Genomic DNA, 19,614 nt, shown 5'->3' on the forward strand with positions numbered 1-19,614 from the left:
AATTTTGCGGACTTGTTTCATAGGCTAAAATTAAGATTATTTCTTAACTTAATGTGATGGCTAAGTTAGCATGTCCAAAAGGGCTACGAGCGTATTACTCTATGTTGAGTTTAGATCTTTTTGGATTAATTTTTGTAAAAGAAAACCCTGCGGAAATTTCTACTGTTTTACGTGGTTCTGAAGCGGTAGATTATATTAAAAACGAATTTTTGTCTATTGAAAATGAGGTTTCTAAAACTTCAGGACCCGGTCGTATTACGCAAGGTGCTGTATGGGGACTTCTATCTCGTTTGCACTTAAATGCTGCAGTGTATCGGAATCCATATGCAAGTACTTTTGATTTCAAATCAGAGGACATGGATAAGGTTATTTTGTATACTTCTAAAATTATTGAGTCCGGACAGTACAATCTTTCCTCTGAATATTTTGAAATATTTGATGATGAAAACCATACCAACAAAGAGTTAATCTTTGCTGTTGATCAACGAGCAGAATTGAACGGTCATAATCGTTTGGCTTATTTCTCCTTATCCGGCGACCGGTTTCCGCTTCCCGCATTTGTAAAAGCAAATGGAACTGACGGTCCAGCCATTACATCTGATTTTTATCAGACTTGGGTCGTTGCTTATGGCTCTAAGGATCCCGCAACAATGGATCCTAGGTTTTCTAAAAAGAATCTTATAATACCTGCGGATTCGTGCGTTACGGCAGCTAATTTTGAAATTGATCGCGGGATCATCAGAGGCCAGCAATATGGATTACTTACCACTGCTAATGGGCAACCCTTTGCTCGTTGTGCTGACGGAATTGGATATAAAATTGGCAAACTGAGAAATATAACTCGAGCGGATAAAACAAAACTAGTCAACCATACAGAGAAAATAGATTTTACAGCAGAAGGAAGTGGGTATAGTAGTGGGTATAGAGTATTGAAATATGAGTTCAGTAAAAAATCGGATAACGGGAGAAATAGAGGAGATGCCGATATTGTTATTCTTCGCTTGGCCGATGTGTACATGATGCGTGCCGAAGCTAAACTTCGTAAATCAAATGATGCAGGTGGAGCACTAGCCGATGTAAACTTGGTAAGAGCTTCAAGAACAGCCCGAATTGTTCCGCCAGCCTTAACTTCAATGAAACTCGATCTTTTGTACAGCGAACGTGGATTTGAATTTTACTGGGAAATGCTCAGACGTACGGATATGATTCGTTTTGGAAAATATGAAGGAACCTGGACCGAAAAAACGGATGGTAATGTTCAGAAACGTCTTTTTCCAATTCCACAATCTGCTATTGATGGAGCTTCAGACAAGCCTGGATATTTAGTTCAAAACGCAGGATATTAATTGGATCAAAAAAGTGGTTTTAGCATGGTTTTAAAGGAGAAAATTAAACTAAGCTACTGAATCACGTCATAAAATATAATTTTATTAAAGACCTTTCGGTGAACTGTAATAGCAGCCGAAAGGTCTACATAATTAAATACGGTTCTCGATACATTTTTTGTTCCGTTTTACTCGACAAAAAACACTCGAACTGATGTTTTGAATAATTAAACCCAACGAGTTAACACTACTCTTTTTTTACAATTTATACTATGACCCAATCTATTAAAATTTCAGTTCTGGCCTTGCTGTTTTCTTTGCAGTTCATTCAGGCACAAGACATTCAAAAATATAAAATACATTCTCATAATGATTATGAACAAAATATTCCGTTTTGGAGCGCTTATGCCAATGGTTTGAATTCTATTGAAGCGGATGTTTTTTTGAAGGATAACAACTTGTATGTAAGCCATACCGAGACCGATATCAAAAAAGAACGTACCCTTGAAAAGCTGTATTTAGATCCTTTGCAACAAGTAATGACACTAAAAATGGGAAATCAGCAACCCATACAATTACTGATTGATATTAAAACCGAGTCTGTTGCAACGTTAAAAAAACTGATCGCTGTTTTAGAAAATTACCCTAATGTAATAAACAATAAAAATTTCTCCATTGTGATATCTGGAAACCGACCAGAAGCAAAAACATATACACAATACCCTAATTACATTCAATTTGATTATCAAAGTTTTGCTGGTATTCCAGAAAAAGAACAATGGGAAAAGGTGGCGATAATCAGCAAAAGTTTCAGTGAATTTTCATCTTGGAACGGAAAAGGACGTCTTACTGCCGAAGATTACAAAAAGGTATCCGAAGCAATCAATAAGGCGCATAGTTATGGAAAACCATTCCGTTTTTGGGGTTGTCCAGATTCTAAAACCGCATGGAAAACGTTCAAGGATCTCGGAGTCGATTTTATAAATACCGACATGCCTTACGAGAGTTCACGCTATTTGAATTCCTTAGACAGCAGAGTTTTTTACAATACGATTGATTCGCCGGTTTACACACCTACTTATTTGTCTGACAAGAAAAACAGTCCTATACAAAATATAATTCTGCTTATAGGCGACGGGAATGGACTTGCTCAGATTTCTAGTGCTGTTTTGGCTAATGGTGGCCAATTGACACTGACGCAATTAAAATCGATAGGGTTTATAAAAACGCAATCTTCTGATGATTTTACCACCGATTCAGCTGCAGCAGGCACCGCATTAGCTATTGGTAAAAAAACCTTCAATCGGGCAATTGGAGTGGATTCCTTAGGGATTCCTACTGAAAACATTATGGAAGTCCTTAGCAAAAAGGGTTTTAGTACGGGTTTAATCACCACGGATCATATTACAGGAGCGACCCCTGCGTCTTTTTATTCGCACCAAAAAGAGCGCGATATGACAGCAGCCATCGCAAATGATCTTATAAATAGTAAGATTTCACTTTTTATGGGTGGCGGAAGCCGAAATTTCGCTGCTGGTTTTTCTAAAACTGATTTTTCAATTTTAAATTCCATTGCAGATGTTGCCAATAGTAATAAGAATCAAGTTGGTCTTTTTTTCTCTGAAAATACGGTTCCCAGTGTTTTAAAAGGACGTGGAAATTTATTGGCAGAAGCCACAAAAAACGGATTGGAATTTTTGAATGCCAAGAATAAACCGTTCTTTCTTATGGTTGAAGGCGCTCAGATTGATTCCTACGGTCATGCGAATAATGTACCCGGAATTGTTTCGGAAGGAATTGATTTTGACAAAGCGATAACCGAGGCTATAAAATTTGCGGATCAAACCGGCAACACTTTGGTTATTGTCACCGCAGATCATGAGACATCGGGGTTTACACTACCGCAAGGAAATTTAAAAGACAAAATGATTGAAGGCGATTTTACAACTGATGATCATACTGGAATTATGGTGCCGATATTTAGCTATGGACCGCAATCGGATATTTTTTCTGGTGTATATGAAAATAATGAAGTTTTTCATAAAATCAAACAAGTATTGGAGCTTAAATAATTTGTTTGTATTCTCATAAAAATTAAATCTAAAGAGAAAAGAGATATCAATAAAAGGTATCTCTTTTTTTATTTTTGAATAACACCCGATTTCAAATCAACAAAAAAATGATCTGAAGGAGATCCGTTTAAGAACTTATTCAGAATGGTCAGAAAAAGAATTGTATTTTTTGCTGTTTGATTTTCAGGATTTAATTTTCTTCCCTTTTGATGGTCAAGATACGAAGCGATAATAAATTGATATTGTTTTATTCTTTCTTTACCAATTTCGGCTATAGCCAATTCATCAGCACTTCGAATGCGATAAAAGTCGGTGATCAGCTCTAAACCAGACCATTTAAAATCACTTTGATTGAACTGATTCTCTTTTAATTGTTGCTTTAGTTTGTTTTCTGCTTTTTTCCAAGCTTCCTTAAAATTGCTCTTGCGGTTTATAATGGTATTATAATCTGCTGTAGATTCTATATTGGCGAGTAGGAGCAATTCTTCAGCGGAAACTTCTAAAATAAAATTTTTAAATTCTTCCGGCCAATCGTCTGGTAAAAAGCGTAATCTGACCAATTCTTTCAGATGGAAATCGGTAAAATCGAGATAGTTTTTTGTTTCTAAAATGTCCTTATTCCAGAGGTCTGCGGTATTTTGGCTTTTCAAAAATTCATATTCTATTTTATAAAGATCAAAAAGTTCATTGAATCGGGGCACTTCAGTGATTGGTATCGTTTCAATTTCCATGATTTCATTTTCTTTGACAGTGAGCAGTTTGTAGGCAGGAATGTAGGCTGCCAAAGAAGGAGTTTGAATGTTTACCAGCGTATTTCCTTTTTTAGTTTTTCGAACACCTGTGTCGTTGATGTGCATGTGTCCGCCAAAATGGATTCTCAATCCGGCATCAGCAAAGGTTTCTGCGACTTCTTCCTTCGGAACACGGTCTAATTGCCATTTTCCTTTGCCCATTAATTTTTCAATTTCAGTGGAAGCATCATCATTAAATTCTACCATTGGAAAGTGGCTGAATGCGATTAGGGTTTTCCCTCTCTTTTTAGCCTCTACGTTTATTTTTTCAATCCATTTTATCAGGTGTTTTTTATGAGAAAGCACCTTATTGTAGCCTAAACCTGCATCAGAATACTCTTTGGAGTCCTTTGAGTTTTCAGCAGCCTCTTTTTTTGGAATATAAAGATTACCATCAATAGCCAGTAACCAAAGTCCCGGAACGGGTTCTACGACATAGCTCACATCAGGCACGGAATATCCCGGCGTTACGGAATAGGTTCTATTAGTCAAAGAAGAGGCTTCTGTTGCTTTTGTATAAGTATAATTGTCTAATGAATAATTGCAGAAAGGAGTGGTCCAGAATAAATCGCTTTCTTTTGGGGAAAAACCAAAATCTTTCAGTTCAGTTGTAATACCGAGATATCCCATTTTGGCAATATCTTGGGTTATTACTACCGTATTTTCATCATTGCTATTGGGTTTATATAATCCTTTTTTACTAAAAATAGGCTGGCGTTTTCCTTGATTGCCCAAAAAATCATTTTTTCCAGATTCCTGAGCAAAAGGTCCGGCAGGATCATGATTGCCTGTGGTGATAAAGAATTGGATCCCATATTTTTTAGTATAATCAGTAAGGATCTGCCTTAAACCCCGAATGTGAAGTGGTTGCCCGTCATCACTATAATCACCCGGAAGCGCCACGATTTTTATTCCTCTTTGTACAATATCATCTAGGGCTGCGAAAAACGCAAAATAGTTTTCATTAAAAATCCGAGTCGAATGTAACTGCGATTCCATCGTTCTTAATAAAGTATGCTTTCCGTTCTTAGGATTGGTGATTCCTTTATAATCGCTGTCTTGTAAGGTTCCATATATATCCTGAAAATGAACATCTGCCAGAAAAGCAATTTTTAATTCCTCGGGTGGAGCCTGCCCTTTTGAAACAGTAGAGTAAAGACAAAGCAGAAAGGATAAATATATTATTATACGACTCATAGATGAACTTTATATATTGAGGTTTTAGTTGTATCGAACGGTACAAGGGTAACCAAAAAAGGATACAAATCCTTTAAGAGAATGTTATTTTTCGGATTAGGTTTTAGATTTTGTTGGTTTTTTAGCAATTGCAGAGGATATTAGGCCGTTTGGGTTCTCGATTAATGTGTTGCTAAGCGTTTATTAAACAGTTGTCCAGTTTTTGTTGTAATGACTCGAAGTCTATATCCTCACCACTAAGTTGAACTCTTTAAAAGAACCCATTCATATCATAAAAAAGAGATAGATATTTATGAATTTTGTTCTTAATTTTTTTCTTTTTAAAATCCCCATCTATATGTTCAGGATCTTAATATAATCCGTTGGATGCAATGATTAAAATATCAGTTTGTGTGTTTTTAAGTAGTAAAACGGTACAAACTTCTCGATACACTTCTCACTCGAAGTGACGTGTCTCAAGAACCGTTTTAATTAAATTTTTCTTGTTCTCGATACGATTTTATTCCCGAGACTTGGGGAGAAAATCACTCGAACTGACGAAAAATTATCATCAAAAACTAATTACACCTAACGAGTTTAATATACTTAAAAACAATGCTACACAATTGTATCTGTGAAAAATACCAGAAAATTAATCTTTTTAATGGGGATGTAAATTTTTGATTTATTTTTTAGGTTTAGATCCCATATAAAAAGTCAATTTGCCTCCAGCAGTAATATCATTGTGGTTTATAAACAAAGTTGGTAAGGGCTTGCCATTTAGTACTATTTTTTGAACATAAACATTTTTGTCTTTTTGATTTAACACCTCTATGATAAACATTTCCCCATTTTCTAATGTCAATACCGCATTGTTTACCAAAGGGGATCCAATAGCATATTCAGTTGAACCTGGAGCAACCGGATAAAACCCTAATGAAGAGAAGATATACCAAGCACTCATTTGTCCGCAATCATCATTTCCTCCCAAACCATCAGGTGTTGGTTTATATTGCATTTTCATTATTTTTCTAACCTGATATTGTGTTTTCCAAGGTTCATTTGTCCAATTGTAAAAATAGGCTACGTGGTGAGCAGGCTCATTTCCGTGAACATAACCACCAATTATTCCTTCTCTCGTAATGTCTTCTGTTTCAGCGAAAAATGAATCAGGTAAATGCATGGAAAATAAAGTATCTAAACGATCTGAAAATGCGGATTTACCACCCATTTTGGCAATCAATTCAGTTGGATTATGTGGAACAAAAAAACTGTAATTCCAACTATTTCCTTCAATGAATCCTTGGCCGTGCGTTGTCATAGCATCAAAATTACTTTTGAAAGTACCATTTGCTAATTTGGGTTGCATAAATCCTGTTGTTGGATTAAAATTGTTTTTCCAATTTGAAGATCTTTTTATAAACTCTTCATAAATCTCCTGTCGATCTAATTTTTTTGCTAATTGAGCTATACACCAATCATCATAGGCATATTCTAATGTGTTTGAAACTGAAGTGCCACTTTTTTCATCAGGTATAAAACCTAAATCCATATAGGTGCCAATGCCTTCATAATTTCGATGTTTTGCTGTTGCCACACAAGCATCCAGCGCTTCGTTTGGGTCGCCATTATAAACCCCTTTTATGATCGCATCTGCAATTACTGAAACACTATGATAGCCACTCATGCACCAATTATCGTTGGAGTAATGAGACCAAATTGGCAGCATGTGTAAGGCGCTTTGCTTGTAATGCGCCATCATTGACTTTATCATGTCATTATTCCGGGAAGGTTGAATTATGTTAAAAAATGGATGCAATGCCCGATAGGTATCCCATAAGGAAAACGTACTGTAATTTGTAAAACCATTGGCTATATGAGTGTCTTGATCTAAACCTTTGTATTGTCCGTTTACGTCAGTGTAAACCGTAGGGTTTATAAAAGTATGATACATAGCGGTGTAGAAGTTTATCTTATTGTCTTCGGAAGCTTCAATTTTAATCTTGTTCAGTTCGTCATTCCATAATTTTTGAGCATCCGTTTTAACTTTCTCAAAATTCCAATCTTTAATTTCGGATTGCATATTTTCTAAAGCATTTTCTTGACTAACCGAGGACAGTGCGAATTTTATTTTAATTTTTTCGGCTTCCTCGGTTTTAAAATCAAAATACATGCGTATTTTTTTTCCGGCGATTTCCGGAAAGTTTTTTGATTCATCAAATTTTCTCCAAAAACCACGATACGATTGCTTTGTGTCATAATTTTTTTGTCCGTAATTGGCAAATGGTTTTGAAAACGACATTGCAAAATATACGGTTCTAGTCCGTGCCCAGCCATTTGTTTGTCGGTAACCTGTGATTAGGGAGTCATTGACCACTCTTATATATGTCCAAACATTTTTTTCATCGTAATTATAAATACCAGCCATTAAGTCAAGGATGATGTGACTTTCATCCGATTTTGGAAATGTGTATTGATGCATTCCTACTCTGGTAGTTGCCGTCATTTCGGCAATAATAGCATGATCATCCAGTTTTACTTTGTAATAACCAGCTTCGGATATTTCATTAGAATGTGAGAACGCAGAGCGATACCCACTTTTTGTATCCGATGCCGTTCCGGGATTCAGTTGTAGTTTTCCTTGTGTTGGCATAACTAAAAAATCGCCAAGATCAGAATGACCGGTTCCACTCAGGTGTGTGTGACTGAATCCTACAATGGTTTTGTCTTCATATTTATATCCTGCGCAATATTTGTAAACATCACCATTATATTTTCCGTTTAATTCATAGGATATGGTATCCGTTTCGGGACTTAATTGTACGGCTCCAAACGGCACAGTTGCCCCAGGATAAGTATGTCCCATTTTTTCTGATCCAATGATTGGTTTTACATATTTAATTAAATTTTGTTGCGCACTAATTAAATTTAAATGGAGTAGGAGAATACTAAATATGAAGTATTTCATTTGTTGTAAATATTAAAGAGTTATTTTTTAAATATTTATTTTAGGGCTCGAATTAATCGCTAACTTACAGCTCTGTTTTTAAATTTCACTATGATACAATATTTAAAATTAATTTTTAGTACGGGTAACTATTGAAGAATAGGAGGCAAGCTGGGAATTAGATGGATACTATTAGTTCTCTTTTATTCTTGGACGGATTGAGCGTTTAATTGCTCAATAGCAGACCAAAGAACTCCGGCAGACCCTCTAAATTGGCCAGAACCCTTTGGTTCTCCTGCAGGAGTCCACCATTTGTAGAATCCTTTGTGTAGTATTACTCTGTCCAGCATCGGAGAAAGCGCTTCATAGGCTTCCTCATATAAGCCATAATGAATTAATTGTTGTACCATTCGGCCACCAAACCAAGTCCAGTCTCCGCCATTTTGGTAACCATATTCACTCATTCCTTGATTTTTAAAAAAACCATTAGGGTAAACGGGATAAAGAGTGAGTCCTATACTCTGCGCTCCTGCTGCTTTCATATTCGCTTTCATTTTTGCGAACGCTTGTTTTACTTGTTTTTTGTTCAATAAACCCGCCTCAATTGCAATAGCAGTACCCCCATGATAATAGATTTTATTTTCATCAAAGTCAGAAGGGAAGGGAGAGTCTTTTAGGTAAATATGAGTCCTGTATTTATTGTTTTTTTTGTCCCAAAGGTGTTTTTCAGTATTACTTATTATTTTTTGTTTGATTTCAAGCCAAGGTTTCTTTTGAATGTCAAAGGCTAATAAATCAATATAATTATTTAGTGCAATAACAAACATGGCATTGTCATAAATATCAATTGCAAAATGACTGGAACTGTCGATAACTACACCCCAATCATGCTCCGGTTGAACGTCACCCCAATCGGCTGTTGTAGCTCCCCAAAGTAAGCCGTATTTTTTATCAAAACGGTGTTCCAGTAAAAAGGTTAATGCTTTACCCATGAGTTCTTCTACAGTGCTGTTGTCAATTTTTTCTTTTAAAATGGAGTGGTCTCCAGTAGCTTTTACATATTTATATAAAGCCTGAATAAGCGAAGTTTCCTGATCTGTTTCCACGGTGTTTTTGTGGGCTGCAAATTCTGGTGCGAGTTTGCTGTAATAAAAAACACCACCACTACTGGCATTTTTAATTTCAGTATAACCATCCATGATGTTACCGTCTTTTCCCTGGAATTTAAAAAAGGTAAGCAGAGCCTCTTTCAGCTTTTCCTTATCGGCGACTTTAGTAGCGAGATCGGTAAAAGTATTCAAATCCCGAATCCATACTTCGGAATAACCATCTCCTGCGTTAAAACCAGAGGAAACGAGCTTTCGCGCTTTTTCTGATACTGTTTTTAAACGGGTATCTGTTTTGATTTTATACACTAATTCGGGCTTCATAACCGCTTTTTGTCCTGTTACAGTTAAGGATAAAAAGAATAAGGCTGAGAGGATTAAAAAAAGAAAATATGTTTTCATAATCATATTATTAGATTCGTTATTGAATAGGTTTATCAGACATGTCTAGTAACAGTATACCGCCTTTAGTTATTTCAGAAAAGGGAATAGCGGCCTTAAATTGTTTCTTGCAGTTCCATTTTATGTTTTTTAGATAGAAATTATTTTTACTGTTATTTCTGGTTTCAATACTGAATTGTTTCCCTTTGTAGTAGTCCTGATTCAAGTTGATGGTTAGTTTATCAAATAGGGGACTTCCAATTTGGAATTCTGGATTTTCCTTTGTAAGACCGCCTACATCAAACAAACCGATAGCAGCCATAACATACCAAGCACCTAATTGACCCTGATCTTCATCTTGACCGTATCCATAGCCATGGATTCCTTCTGTACCATAAAATTCGTCACAAATAGCACGGGTCCATTTTTGGGTAAGATAGGGTTTGTCAGAGAAATTAAATAGCCATGAAATGTGAAGGTTGGGTTGATTACCATGATTGTATAGTGTTTTTATTCCTGCAAAAGCATCAATTTCTTTACCGCCCCCAAATACTGTTTTGCGAGAAAGAGTAAAAATGCTGTCTAATCTATTATTGAAGGTTTCTTTTCCAATCTTAGCAATTAAACGTTCCGGATCATGCGGCACATAGAAGGTATATTGGATTGCATTACCTTCTTGAAAACCTTCCCATGGCGCATAGGGGTCGAAAGGATCTGTGAATTTACCCTGTTTGTTTTTAGGACGAATTAATTGTGTTTTTGGATCGAATAGATTTTCCCATGATTTAGATTGTTTCATTAACTTATCATAATCCTCTTTTTTGCCCAGTTGCTTTGCCATCTGAGCTACAGCAAATGAGCTAAAGGCATATTCTAAGGTGTGAGAAGCACTAAATCCAGAGCCTTTGGCATTACTTTTTCCAAAAGCTTTTGTAAAATTGATGTAGCCTGATTTTACAAAAGGTTTGAGGTCCATTTTACCAGCGCCTTCGGGTCGATTTTTCCAAGTGATTTCATTTTTAAGTGCCGCTTCGTAGGCGAGATCAATATCAAAATCTCTTATTCCAGACGAATATGCAGACGCTATAATTAAGCTGACAAAATTGGTGCCTACTCCAGAAACAAAGCGGCTGTTAGCTATTCCATCTCCAAGCCAGCCGGTTTCCTTATAGACCAGTAATTGACTTTTTATAAAGTCGGAATAATATTCTGGATAGCCTAAAGCCCAGAGTTGTGTGAGATTCCAAAAAGCGCCCCAAACAGCATCAGTATTGTAATGATTGTGTAATGGAACTCCCTTATTATTCAGAGTAATTTGTCCAATACTACCATCATTTTTAGGATATTGACCATTTACATCACTTGCAAGACCTCTTCCAAGAAGAGCATGATATAGTCCTGTATAAAATTTTATCTTTGACTTTTCGTCTTTGCTTTCAACGGCAATACGTCCTAATTGATCATTCCATGTTTGGGTTGCCAATTGTTTGGCCTGCTCAAAGTTTAATTCAGCCGCTTCAGCTGCTAAATTGAGTCTTGCATTTTGAATAGAGGTATAGGATAATCCCATTTTAATTTCAATTTTCTCTTCTTTTTCGGTATCAAAAACCAGATATAATCCAGCACCAACTCCTTCGATACTTTGATTATCAGCATAGATAGTATCGTTTCGAAAAGTACCCCATGAATCCGGTTTTTTACTAATTATAGCAGAAAAAAACATGCTCACAGTAGCTCCTGGTTGATACACTTTGACATATTCAGGCTCCGTTATTACATATCCTTCTATTTTATTATGATCGACGAGCGTTACAAAAGCTTTTTTTACCTTACCGCTTTCCCCTTGCTGATTTCCAATGTCAAAAATTAGATTTGATTGCCTGCTTTTAGGAAACGTGTATTTTTGAAATGCCACCCTATTCGTTGCTGTCAATTCAGCTTTTACATTATAATCTTTAAGTAGCACAGCATAGTAACCTGCAGTCGCAAATTCATTTTCTTTATTGAATCGGGATCGATATCCTTGGTCAGGATTTTCAAGTTTTGCTGGGACGGTTTGAATATCACCAACGGTTGCAGCAGTAACAATACCTCCAATTTGAAATTCATGGAAAGCGGCAAAACCTTCGATGGAAGTATGGCGGTAATCATATCCAACGGCTTCCCAACCGGAAGCATTTCCGTAATGCCCATTAGTTGAGGGGCCTAATTTTGCCATTCCAAAAGGCATAGCAGCGGGCGTATAAAAAAACCAACGCGAATGCGCTGTACCTATATTCGGTTGTACATAATTGATCCATTGTATTTGGTCAATTGGAGTTTTTATAGTGCTATTTATTTTGGTTTGTGCTATTAATTTTAGGTTTATAGCAGTGCCAATTACAATACAAGCAATTAAATTTTTTTTCATAATTCGTGTTTCAGATTTCAGAAAATAAAAAAGAAATTTGATGTGTTTTGATAATCCCAGCTTAAAAAACAGGATGGTTATTTTTAAATACAATAGCTTATCAAACCAATAAAATTTGATTCCAATGCGAAATAGCGTTTAGGATTTGCTATCCGAGCATCAGAATCAAAATTTTAGCTTTATAATTTATTAATAAACAATGGATTTGGGACGATCTTCTTGTTTTTTTCCAAATTCGAGATTTGGTTTAGGTCCCATAACAAACTTAAGTTCTCCACCTTTTAAAATTTCCTTGTGAGTGATAAACGATTTTGAATGTTTTTTTCCATTTAAAGTAACTGATTGAATATAAATATTTTTGAAACTATTGTTTTCCGTTTCTACTTTAAAGTTTTTATTATCAGGTAAAGCAATGGTAACCTCATCAAAAAGAGGTCTGCCAAATACATACATTCCATTGGATGGATTTACGGGATAGAAACCCATAGAAGAGAACACATACCAGGCGGACATTTGGCCACAATCTTCATTTCCACTCAAACCATCAGGCTTGTCGGTATAGAGTTCATTCAAAATATAGTCAACCTTATCAGCAGTTTTATATTGCTCTCCGGCATAAGCATACATATAAGTTGTATGATGACTCGGTTCATTACCATGTGCATATTGTCCGATCAATCCTGAAATATCCATTGAAGCACCTTCGTCTAATTTTGAAGACCGACTAAAAAGTTCATCCAGTTTTGCAACAAAATGCTTGTCGCCGCCAAGAAGTTCGATCAGCCCTTCAGGATCCTGAGGGACCATCCATAAATATTGCCAGGCATTCCCTTCACAATAATCATTAATCCTGTGTTGTGCAGAAACGGGATCAAAAGGAGTTCTCCAGTTACCATCCAACATTTTACCTCGCATGAATCTTGTTTCAGGATCGAAGTATTTTTTATAGCCTTTTGCTCTTTCTCCAAAGTATTTAGCATCTTCTTTTTTGCCTAATTTTTCTGCTAACTTAGAGATTGCCCAGTCACTAATGGCATATTCCATAGCACTTGCTACCGATTCAGGACCATGATCAGCGGGTATGTAGCCGTATTTCAGCATATCTTTCACCCCGGGTTCAAAATCACCAGTAGCCGATGTTTTCACGGCAAGATAAGCCTCTTCTAAATTAATTCCTTCGAATCCTTTAAGGCAAGCATCAACAATCACGGGAATGGCACTATAACCCGGCATCGTATTGGTTTCATTCCCTCTTAAATGCCATACCGGAAGTTTTCCTTGTTGTTTAAAAATCAAAAGCATGGAATTGATCATATCACTTACACGCCCGGGTTGGGTAATTGTGAAAAGAGGATGTGCTGCGCGGTAGGTATCCCAAAGCGAAAATAAAGTGTAGTTATTAAATCCGGGATCCGAGTATACTTTTTTATCGGTCCCTCGGTATTCTCCGTTAGCATCATTATAGAGATTAGGAGCAATCATGGTGTGGTAAAGCGCAGTATAAAACACTCTTTTTTTAGCTTCATCCTCTGTTTTGATTGTGACTTTTGAAAGCTCTTTATTCCATTTAGCATCGGCATCAGCCACTACTTTGTCAAAATCCCAATTTGGAATTTCAGCTTGAATATTAGCTAAGGCATTTTTCATGCTTACTGGTGAAACTCCCATTTTTAGATACAGAATCTCTTTTTCAGTTGTCGAAAATTCTAAGAATCCTTTGATCAATTTTCCTTTAGCTTCGTTTCCCTCCAATTTGGTATTTTCATTGTAGATTACAAAATTCTTTACCGGTTTTGAGAGTATCAAGGAGAAGTATTCTCTTTCATCTTCAGCCCATCCTTTTGAATACCTATAGCCCTCAAAAGTAGTATCGTTAATTTGGCGGATAAAGGTTTCTACGGCAATATCGGAGTTTCCTTCGCTTAAATCGACAATTACTCTGGATTCTTTATTCGCCGGAAATGTATATTTATGAATACCCACCCGTTCCGTAGCAGAGAGTTCCACTTTAATATTATAATCCTCTAATTCGACCGTGTAATATCCTGGTTTTACAGCTTCTGTCGTTTTATTGTAAAGCGAGGCATAACCCTCCTTTGGGCGGTCTTGATTTCCAGACCAAACTTTTCGGACTCCAACAGTTGGCAAAACCGAAAGTTCCCCTAAATCAGAAATCCCAGTTCCACTTAAATTTAGATGGGTAAAACCTTTTACAATACTATCTGAAAAATGATAGGAGGAAGACCAGTCCCAGCCTTTATAAAAATTACTAGGACCCAACTGGATTCCGCCAAAAGGAACACTGGCGCCAACAAAAACATGGCCGTGGCCTCCTGAACCAATAAAAGGATCTACATATTGTGTCAGGTTATCAATCTTTTTTTCTGAATCTTTTTGACAGGAACCAAAAGCTAATGCCAGGCCTAAAATCAGTACGCTTTTTTTTACAAAATAATTCATATGTTTATTTTTAAGTTATTATTTGATGCGTTATTGGTATTTATAATCTATTTTGTTCCCCATTTTTTATTGGGTTCTGGTCCCATGATCAGACTTAATTTACCGCCTTTGAGCAATTCACTTACCGGGAATTGAAAGCTGTTTAATACTTTTCCGTTGAGGTTTGCTGATTGTACATAAATATTTTTTCTTGAGGTTTCTTTTGCCTCGATTGTAAACTTTTTGCCTCGATCGTATTTTTGCCCAAGATCAATGGTTACCTTTTCAAATAATGGACTCCCAATTTCATAAATCGGATCTAAGCGGGTACCACCATCTGTTTGAAATAAGCCCAGTGCCGCCATTATAAACCAGGCACTCATCTGGCCCTGATCTTCATCCCCTAAATAAGCATTTGAAATATCAAATCCATAATAACGATCCAGTATTGATCTTGACCATTTCTGAGTTTTCCAAGGTTGATCGACCCAATTAAATAAGAAAGCAAAATGCATGGATTGTTGATTTCCCTGCACTACTGGAAAATCCCAATATTGATCTCCAGGAGCATTATATCTCCAGGGTTCGCTTTGCTCGAAACCCCAATTTAATCGTTCGATAAAACGATCTTTTCCTATTGCATTTGCTAAAGCAGGTATATTTTGAGGAACAAAAAAGGTGAGCTGCCAGGCATTCCCTTCTACATAATGGTGGTTTGCCCCTGATTTAAAAGGATCAAAGTCCGATTGCCAAATACCCTCGCTGTTGCGAAGTTGTGCATATCCGGATTTGGGTTCAATAACATTTCTCCACCAATTGCCTCGATCATTAAATATTTCGTAGTCTTGTTTTTTGCCTAAGGCTAGTGCTAATTGCCCCACAGTCCAATCATCAAAGGAATATTCCAGGCTATTGGAAAAGCGTCCTTTATCGGAAGGAACATAGCCGTATTTTAAGTAGGGCGCTAAGTCCTCGTTTCCGGCATAGCCGCCACCAATTTTTTGAGGAAGCGTAGTTTGCATTTTTTTTACCGCTGCAAAAAGTTTTTCGGTATCATAATCGCGTATTCCCATTTGATACGCTCCTACTAAAAGAGGTATTTCATGTTCTGCGACCATTACAGGAATATACTCCATGCCTGCGGGGCCTTTGGCCAGCCATCCGTTAGCATCAAACATGGCCAATTGCGATTTAACCCATCGGCTTGACCATTCCGGTGTTATTAAATTCCATACTTGATTCAAATTCCAAAAGGTATTCCAAAAGGCATCACAGCCTAAGGCAAGGGCATCAGTATCGGAGAATTTTTGTATTTTTTCGGTAGCATCCACCCAGCGTCCGTCAGAATCACTGTAAGTATTCCTGCAATAGGATCGGTAAAGGTTGGTATAAAAACGTGTTTTTTCCCGCTTGTCATTCGAACTAATTTCAACTCGATTTAGAATTTTATTCCAAGAATCAACCTGAGCCTGACGGATTTCTTCGAAATTCCATTTAAAAGGATCCGATATTTCTGTCTTGAGATTCCCACGTGCCCCTTCAATATCAACATATGAAATTGCTGAACGTGTCTGAATTATTTGATTTTCTCGCGTATCAAACTCTACATAGGCTCCCACTTTCGATAGGTTAGTACCCTTAATACTTCTGTTTTTAGATACGAGCTCATTCTCCCATCCACCGAATTTATTAATATCTTGATCAAATTCTATAACAAAATAAATGGTGTATTCCTGATCGACTCCTCCAGACCAGGCATCTGCGGAGAGTTGTTTGCTGAATCCCTCAATTCTTCGATTATTGATTTGCCTTATTTCAGCATTCTGAACGAGATACTTGTATTCGGATGGTATTTGTAAATCGATCATTACTCTGGCTTTGGCCCCTTTGGGATAGGTATATCTTTGAAAGCCACATCGATTGGTCGCTGTTAATTCGGCTAAAATATTATAATCTGTTAATTTGACACTGTAATATCCGAGCGGAGTTTTTTCGGAAGCCTTGTCAATTCTAGATCTGTATCCGGATAAAGCTGGTTTTGTATTATTATCAAGCACTATAGGATTGATCAAATCGACACTTTGATCCCCGATATCGGTCTTAAGTTCTCCGGATGTCGGCATCATTCCTAATCCAGCCATAGTCCATTCGTGAATGTGACTAAAAGTTCCAATACTTTCAAAAGAAGGCTCGTATCCGGACTGCCAACCGTCATTTTGATTGTCAGGACTCAGTTTAACCATACTAAAAGGCATCCAAGGTCCTGGGGCAATCATCCATCGGGAATGGGCCGTTCCTATTCTTGTGTCTACGTAATTAGCTATTGAAGCTTCGATTTGAGGAGATCTAATTATGGTACCGTTTTCAATTATTTTACCGTCTAAAGCGATACTATAATTAGATTTCTGAGTACTTAACACTGCTGGCATGGGAGCCTCAAAAAGGTAACGACCCTGCTCTGTTTTTTGTTTAAAAATAAGAGAATTATCTAATTTAACCGTCAATTCCGGCGTGCCATTCAAATGTTCGACATCAATTAATAAGGGTTGAATCATTTTGTTTTTTAATTCATAATCTGCGGCCTTCACTTTACGTATAAAGGCAGCTTGGTGTGTTTTTGAGATACTGGCAGCAGCGGGGCTTTCGAGTCTTATTTCATCAAAAATAAGCCAGGAACCTTCAATAATACCGACTTGTATTTCATTTCCATGAGTGGTGATTATCTCCGAATCTATGTCAATACTTATAATTTGTGAGTTTCGCGTATTAGGTTCTTTTTTGAGGCTAATATCACCAGTGCCGGTCTTTAGTTTGTATTTCCAAGATTTAGAATTCACGGTAATTTTTAACAACGACTCCAATTTTTCAGAAGTTTCTAAAACCGTGACAATTAATTTATATTTTCCTTGTTTTGGAAGTGTATCCATTCCAAATAAAATAGTCATCACATTTGTTCGTATCCCTGAAGTACCACCAGTACCTCCCCATTTATCCTGAGGACCTGGTATGATGTATGGCCAGTCTTTTTCAGGCTTTGAAACACCAATTAGATAATATCGGTCTTCCCAACCAAAATCTTTTTTCAGAAAGTCTTGATAAGCACCTGATTTCAGAGCAAATTCATCGGCTTTATTATTTTTAGTGCCAATTTGCCAAAGTGTTTTTGTTTCAGTGCTCTCTTTCTTAAATTCGGGAATTAAGAAGAATAAGAGTAAGAGATATGTTAGATTTTGCATGCTTTTTTTGTTTATTAGGAGATTTAATTTACCCTTAATTCAAAAATAAAAAAGGGAAGAGCAAGCTATTTCAATACTTTTTTCATGCTCTTTTCTTCCCTTTTAATACTAGATTTATATTTTAGTAGCCCTCATTTTGAGTTAAATTTGGATTACGTTGTAATTCATTAGCAGATATTGGATAAAGAAGGTCTCTGGCCTGAAATGTATTTCCCCAAGTGTTTTGTGCCCCTATAAGATCAATAAAAGAGATTACTCCCTTATTATTAATGTTGGTTTTCATGATTTTACGGGTACGTTGCATATCCTCCCAGATTTTAAATTCAAGAGGAAACTCTCTCAGTCTTTCTTTCCAAACTTCTTCAATAAATTGATTGGGAGATAAAGCAGCCAGTTCGGTTGAAACTGTTTCCACACTTTTTCCTGTAAGTGAAGCTCTGCTTCTAACTTGGGCTAAATAGCCTCTAGCTTCGGCAGTGACTCCTTCTGTTTTGGCAATTGCTTCTGCGGCAATAAGCAATACTTCGGCGTAGCGGTATATTTTAAAATCTTTGTCTTGTTGCCCTGAAGTAAATAAAGCATTTTGGTCAAACCACAAATAGGGCATCGTTGGAAAATTTCTTGTCTCGGTATTTGTACCGCTAGAATTAGAATAATCATAGGTAAACTGTGAATGAAAAAATTGTTTTTCCTGAATTCTAATATCTTCGGTGCTGTCATAAATAGCTAGTAATCCGGGGCGAGGCAAAAAGACTTCCGTGGTAATAGCAAATTTGAAAATTTGTCCAGGCCAGCTAACAGCACCTGTTGGAAAAGAATAGGTTGCCATCCATCCATTCGTTGCAATACCTGACATATATTCAACCTGATACATGTATTCATCTTCGCTATCAGAAGTTCTCATAATATTATAGGCACTATTAGTAGTTGTATTTCCATTTTGGATTAGTCTATAGTTTCCTGAATTGATAATTTCCCGAGCCGTTGTTGCTGCTTCGGCATATTTATTCGCCTGAACTGGAAATCCACTCATATGCAAATAAATATCAGCCAAAAGGGTATTAACAGCACCTTTTGAGATTCTGAAATTGTTTTTTGGCATAGGAAGGTCTTCTAAACCTCCTTCTTTACTAGCATAAGTAAGATCCGTAATCATTTGTTCGTATACTATTTTTGAAGTTGAACGTGCAACATAAATATCCTCTTGGAGGGTATCAATAATAAGGGGTACGTCTCCAAAATATTTTACTAAATAGAAATAATTAAACGCCCTGAAGAAATAGGCTTCTGCTAAAAGTTGCTTTTTTTCATTATCGTTTAAACCTGGAGTTACAGGAATATTTTCAATAGCAAAATTAGCTCTAGCAATTGCTCTATAACAAGGATCCCAAATTCCATCGAGATAACCAGCACTTGTTTGCGCATTAAGACTAAGGCTTTGACTTTGAACAATAAATTGTTCCTGTCCTTTATAGTTAGGATTGTCAAAGAAGCCTGACATGTATCCGCCACTCATTAGTTTAGGACCGTTATAAGCACTAGCAGCATAAGTAAGGTCCTGAATCCCGCCACGATACAGCTGATTTACTGCAGCATACGCATGATTGGGTGAAGTGAAATATTGATTTTGTGTAATTTCACTTAGGGGCTCTTCAACTAAGAAATCAGAACAAGAGTTCAATATTAAAAGGAGTCCCGTTAAAAGTATAATAGATTTTTTCATATTAAATT

At 36.6% G+C, this 19,614-nt stretch carries 9 protein-coding genes; 2 read left to right on the forward strand and 7 right to left on the reverse strand.

All coding sequences use genetic code 11. The annotated features are described in order from the left end of the window. The first annotated feature begins 56 nt into the window (after positions 1-56). Both EKM03_RS14120 and EKM03_RS14125 read left to right on the forward strand, forming a co-directional pair. Complete coding sequence (locus tag EKM03_RS14120; RefSeq protein ID WP_126740641.1) at positions 57-1,346, forward strand: RagB/SusD family nutrient uptake outer membrane protein; 1,290 nt, start codon at positions 57-59, stop codon at positions 1,344-1,346. 251 nt (positions 1,347-1,597) lie between these two features. Then, positions 1,598-3,397 (forward strand): alkaline phosphatase, encoded by a 1,800-nt coding sequence (locus EKM03_RS14125; RefSeq protein WP_126455407.1) that lies wholly within the window; start codon positions 1,598-1,600, stop codon positions 3,395-3,397. Positions 3,398-3,465: 68 nt separating this feature from the next. Here EKM03_RS14125 and EKM03_RS14130 read toward each other — a convergent pair whose 3' ends face one another. The 7 genes from EKM03_RS14130 to EKM03_RS14160 form a co-directional block, all read right to left on the reverse strand. Continuing rightward, complete coding sequence (locus EKM03_RS14130; protein ID WP_126740642.1) at positions 3,466-5,385, reverse strand: metallophosphoesterase; 1,920 nt, start codon at positions 5,383-5,385, stop codon at positions 3,466-3,468. A 664-nt stretch (positions 5,386-6,049) separates the two neighbouring features. Beyond that, positions 6,050-8,332, reverse strand: a complete 2,283-nt coding sequence (locus tag EKM03_RS14135; RefSeq protein ID WP_126740643.1) for a GH92 family glycosyl hydrolase — start codon at positions 8,330-8,332, stop codon at positions 6,050-6,052. Positions 8,333-8,514: 182 nt separating this feature from the next. Continuing rightward, entirely contained in the window at positions 8,515-9,819 is a 1,305-nt protein-coding gene (locus EKM03_RS14140) for a GH36-type glycosyl hydrolase domain-containing protein (protein ID WP_199741569.1), read from the reverse strand. Positions 9,820-9,838: 19 nt separating this feature from the next. Next, positions 9,839-12,208 carry a GH92 family glycosyl hydrolase gene (locus tag EKM03_RS14145; protein WP_126740644.1) on the reverse strand — a complete coding sequence of 790 codons (2,370 nt, stop codon included), beginning with the start codon at positions 12,206-12,208 and terminating at the stop codon, positions 9,839-9,841. Between the two features lie 189 nt (positions 12,209-12,397). Beyond that, positions 12,398-14,668: a GH92 family glycosyl hydrolase gene (locus tag EKM03_RS14150; RefSeq protein WP_126562996.1), complete on the reverse strand. Its 2,271-nt coding sequence runs from the start codon at positions 14,666-14,668 to the stop codon at positions 12,398-12,400. A gap of 47 nt (positions 14,669-14,715) precedes the next feature. Beyond that, the gene (locus EKM03_RS14155) at positions 14,716-17,883 is read right to left on the reverse strand and encodes a GH92 family glycosyl hydrolase (protein ID WP_126740645.1); all 3,168 of its coding nucleotides are present in this window, start codon (positions 17,881-17,883) and stop codon (positions 14,716-14,718) included. 121 nt (positions 17,884-18,004) lie between these two features. Further along, positions 18,005-19,606 (reverse strand): RagB/SusD family nutrient uptake outer membrane protein, encoded by a 1,602-nt coding sequence (locus EKM03_RS14160; RefSeq protein ID WP_126562994.1) that lies wholly within the window; start codon positions 19,604-19,606, stop codon positions 18,005-18,007. Between the last annotated feature and the right edge of the window lie 8 nt (positions 19,607-19,614).

Origin of the sequence: Flavobacterium sp. GSP6, from assembly GCF_003984855.1 — a bacterium.
Lineage (GTDB): Bacteria > Bacteroidota > Bacteroidia > Flavobacteriales > Flavobacteriaceae > Flavobacterium.

Bases quoted from the DNA above. Each gene is read 5' to 3' on its own strand.
- EKM03_RS14120 (WP_126740641.1), top strand. From the start codon at position 57: ATGGCTAAGTTAGCATGTCCAAAAGGGCTACGAGCGTATTACTCTATG.
- EKM03_RS14125 (WP_126455407.1), top strand. From the start codon at position 1,598: ATGACCCAATCTATTAAAATTTCAGTTCTGGCCTTGCTGTTTTCTTTG.
- EKM03_RS14130 (WP_126740642.1), bottom strand. From the start codon at position 5,385: ATGAGTCGTATAATAATATATTTATCCTTTCTGCTTTGTCTTTACTCT.
- EKM03_RS14135 (WP_126740643.1), bottom strand. From the start codon at position 8,332: ATGAAATACTTCATATTTAGTATTCTCCTACTCCATTTAAATTTAATT.
- EKM03_RS14140 (WP_199741569.1), bottom strand. From the start codon at position 9,819: ATGAAAACATATTTTCTTTTTTTAATCCTCTCAGCCTTATTCTTTTTA.
- EKM03_RS14145 (WP_126740644.1), bottom strand. From the start codon at position 12,208: ATGAAAAAAAATTTAATTGCTTGTATTGTAATTGGCACTGCTATAAAC.
- EKM03_RS14150 (WP_126562996.1), bottom strand. From the start codon at position 14,668: ATGAATTATTTTGTAAAAAAAAGCGTACTGATTTTAGGCCTGGCATTA.
- EKM03_RS14155 (WP_126740645.1), bottom strand. From the start codon at position 17,883: ATGCAAAATCTAACATATCTCTTACTCTTATTCTTCTTAATTCCCGAA.
- EKM03_RS14160 (WP_126562994.1), bottom strand. From the start codon at position 19,606: ATGAAAAAATCTATTATACTTTTAACGGGACTCCTTTTAATATTGAAC.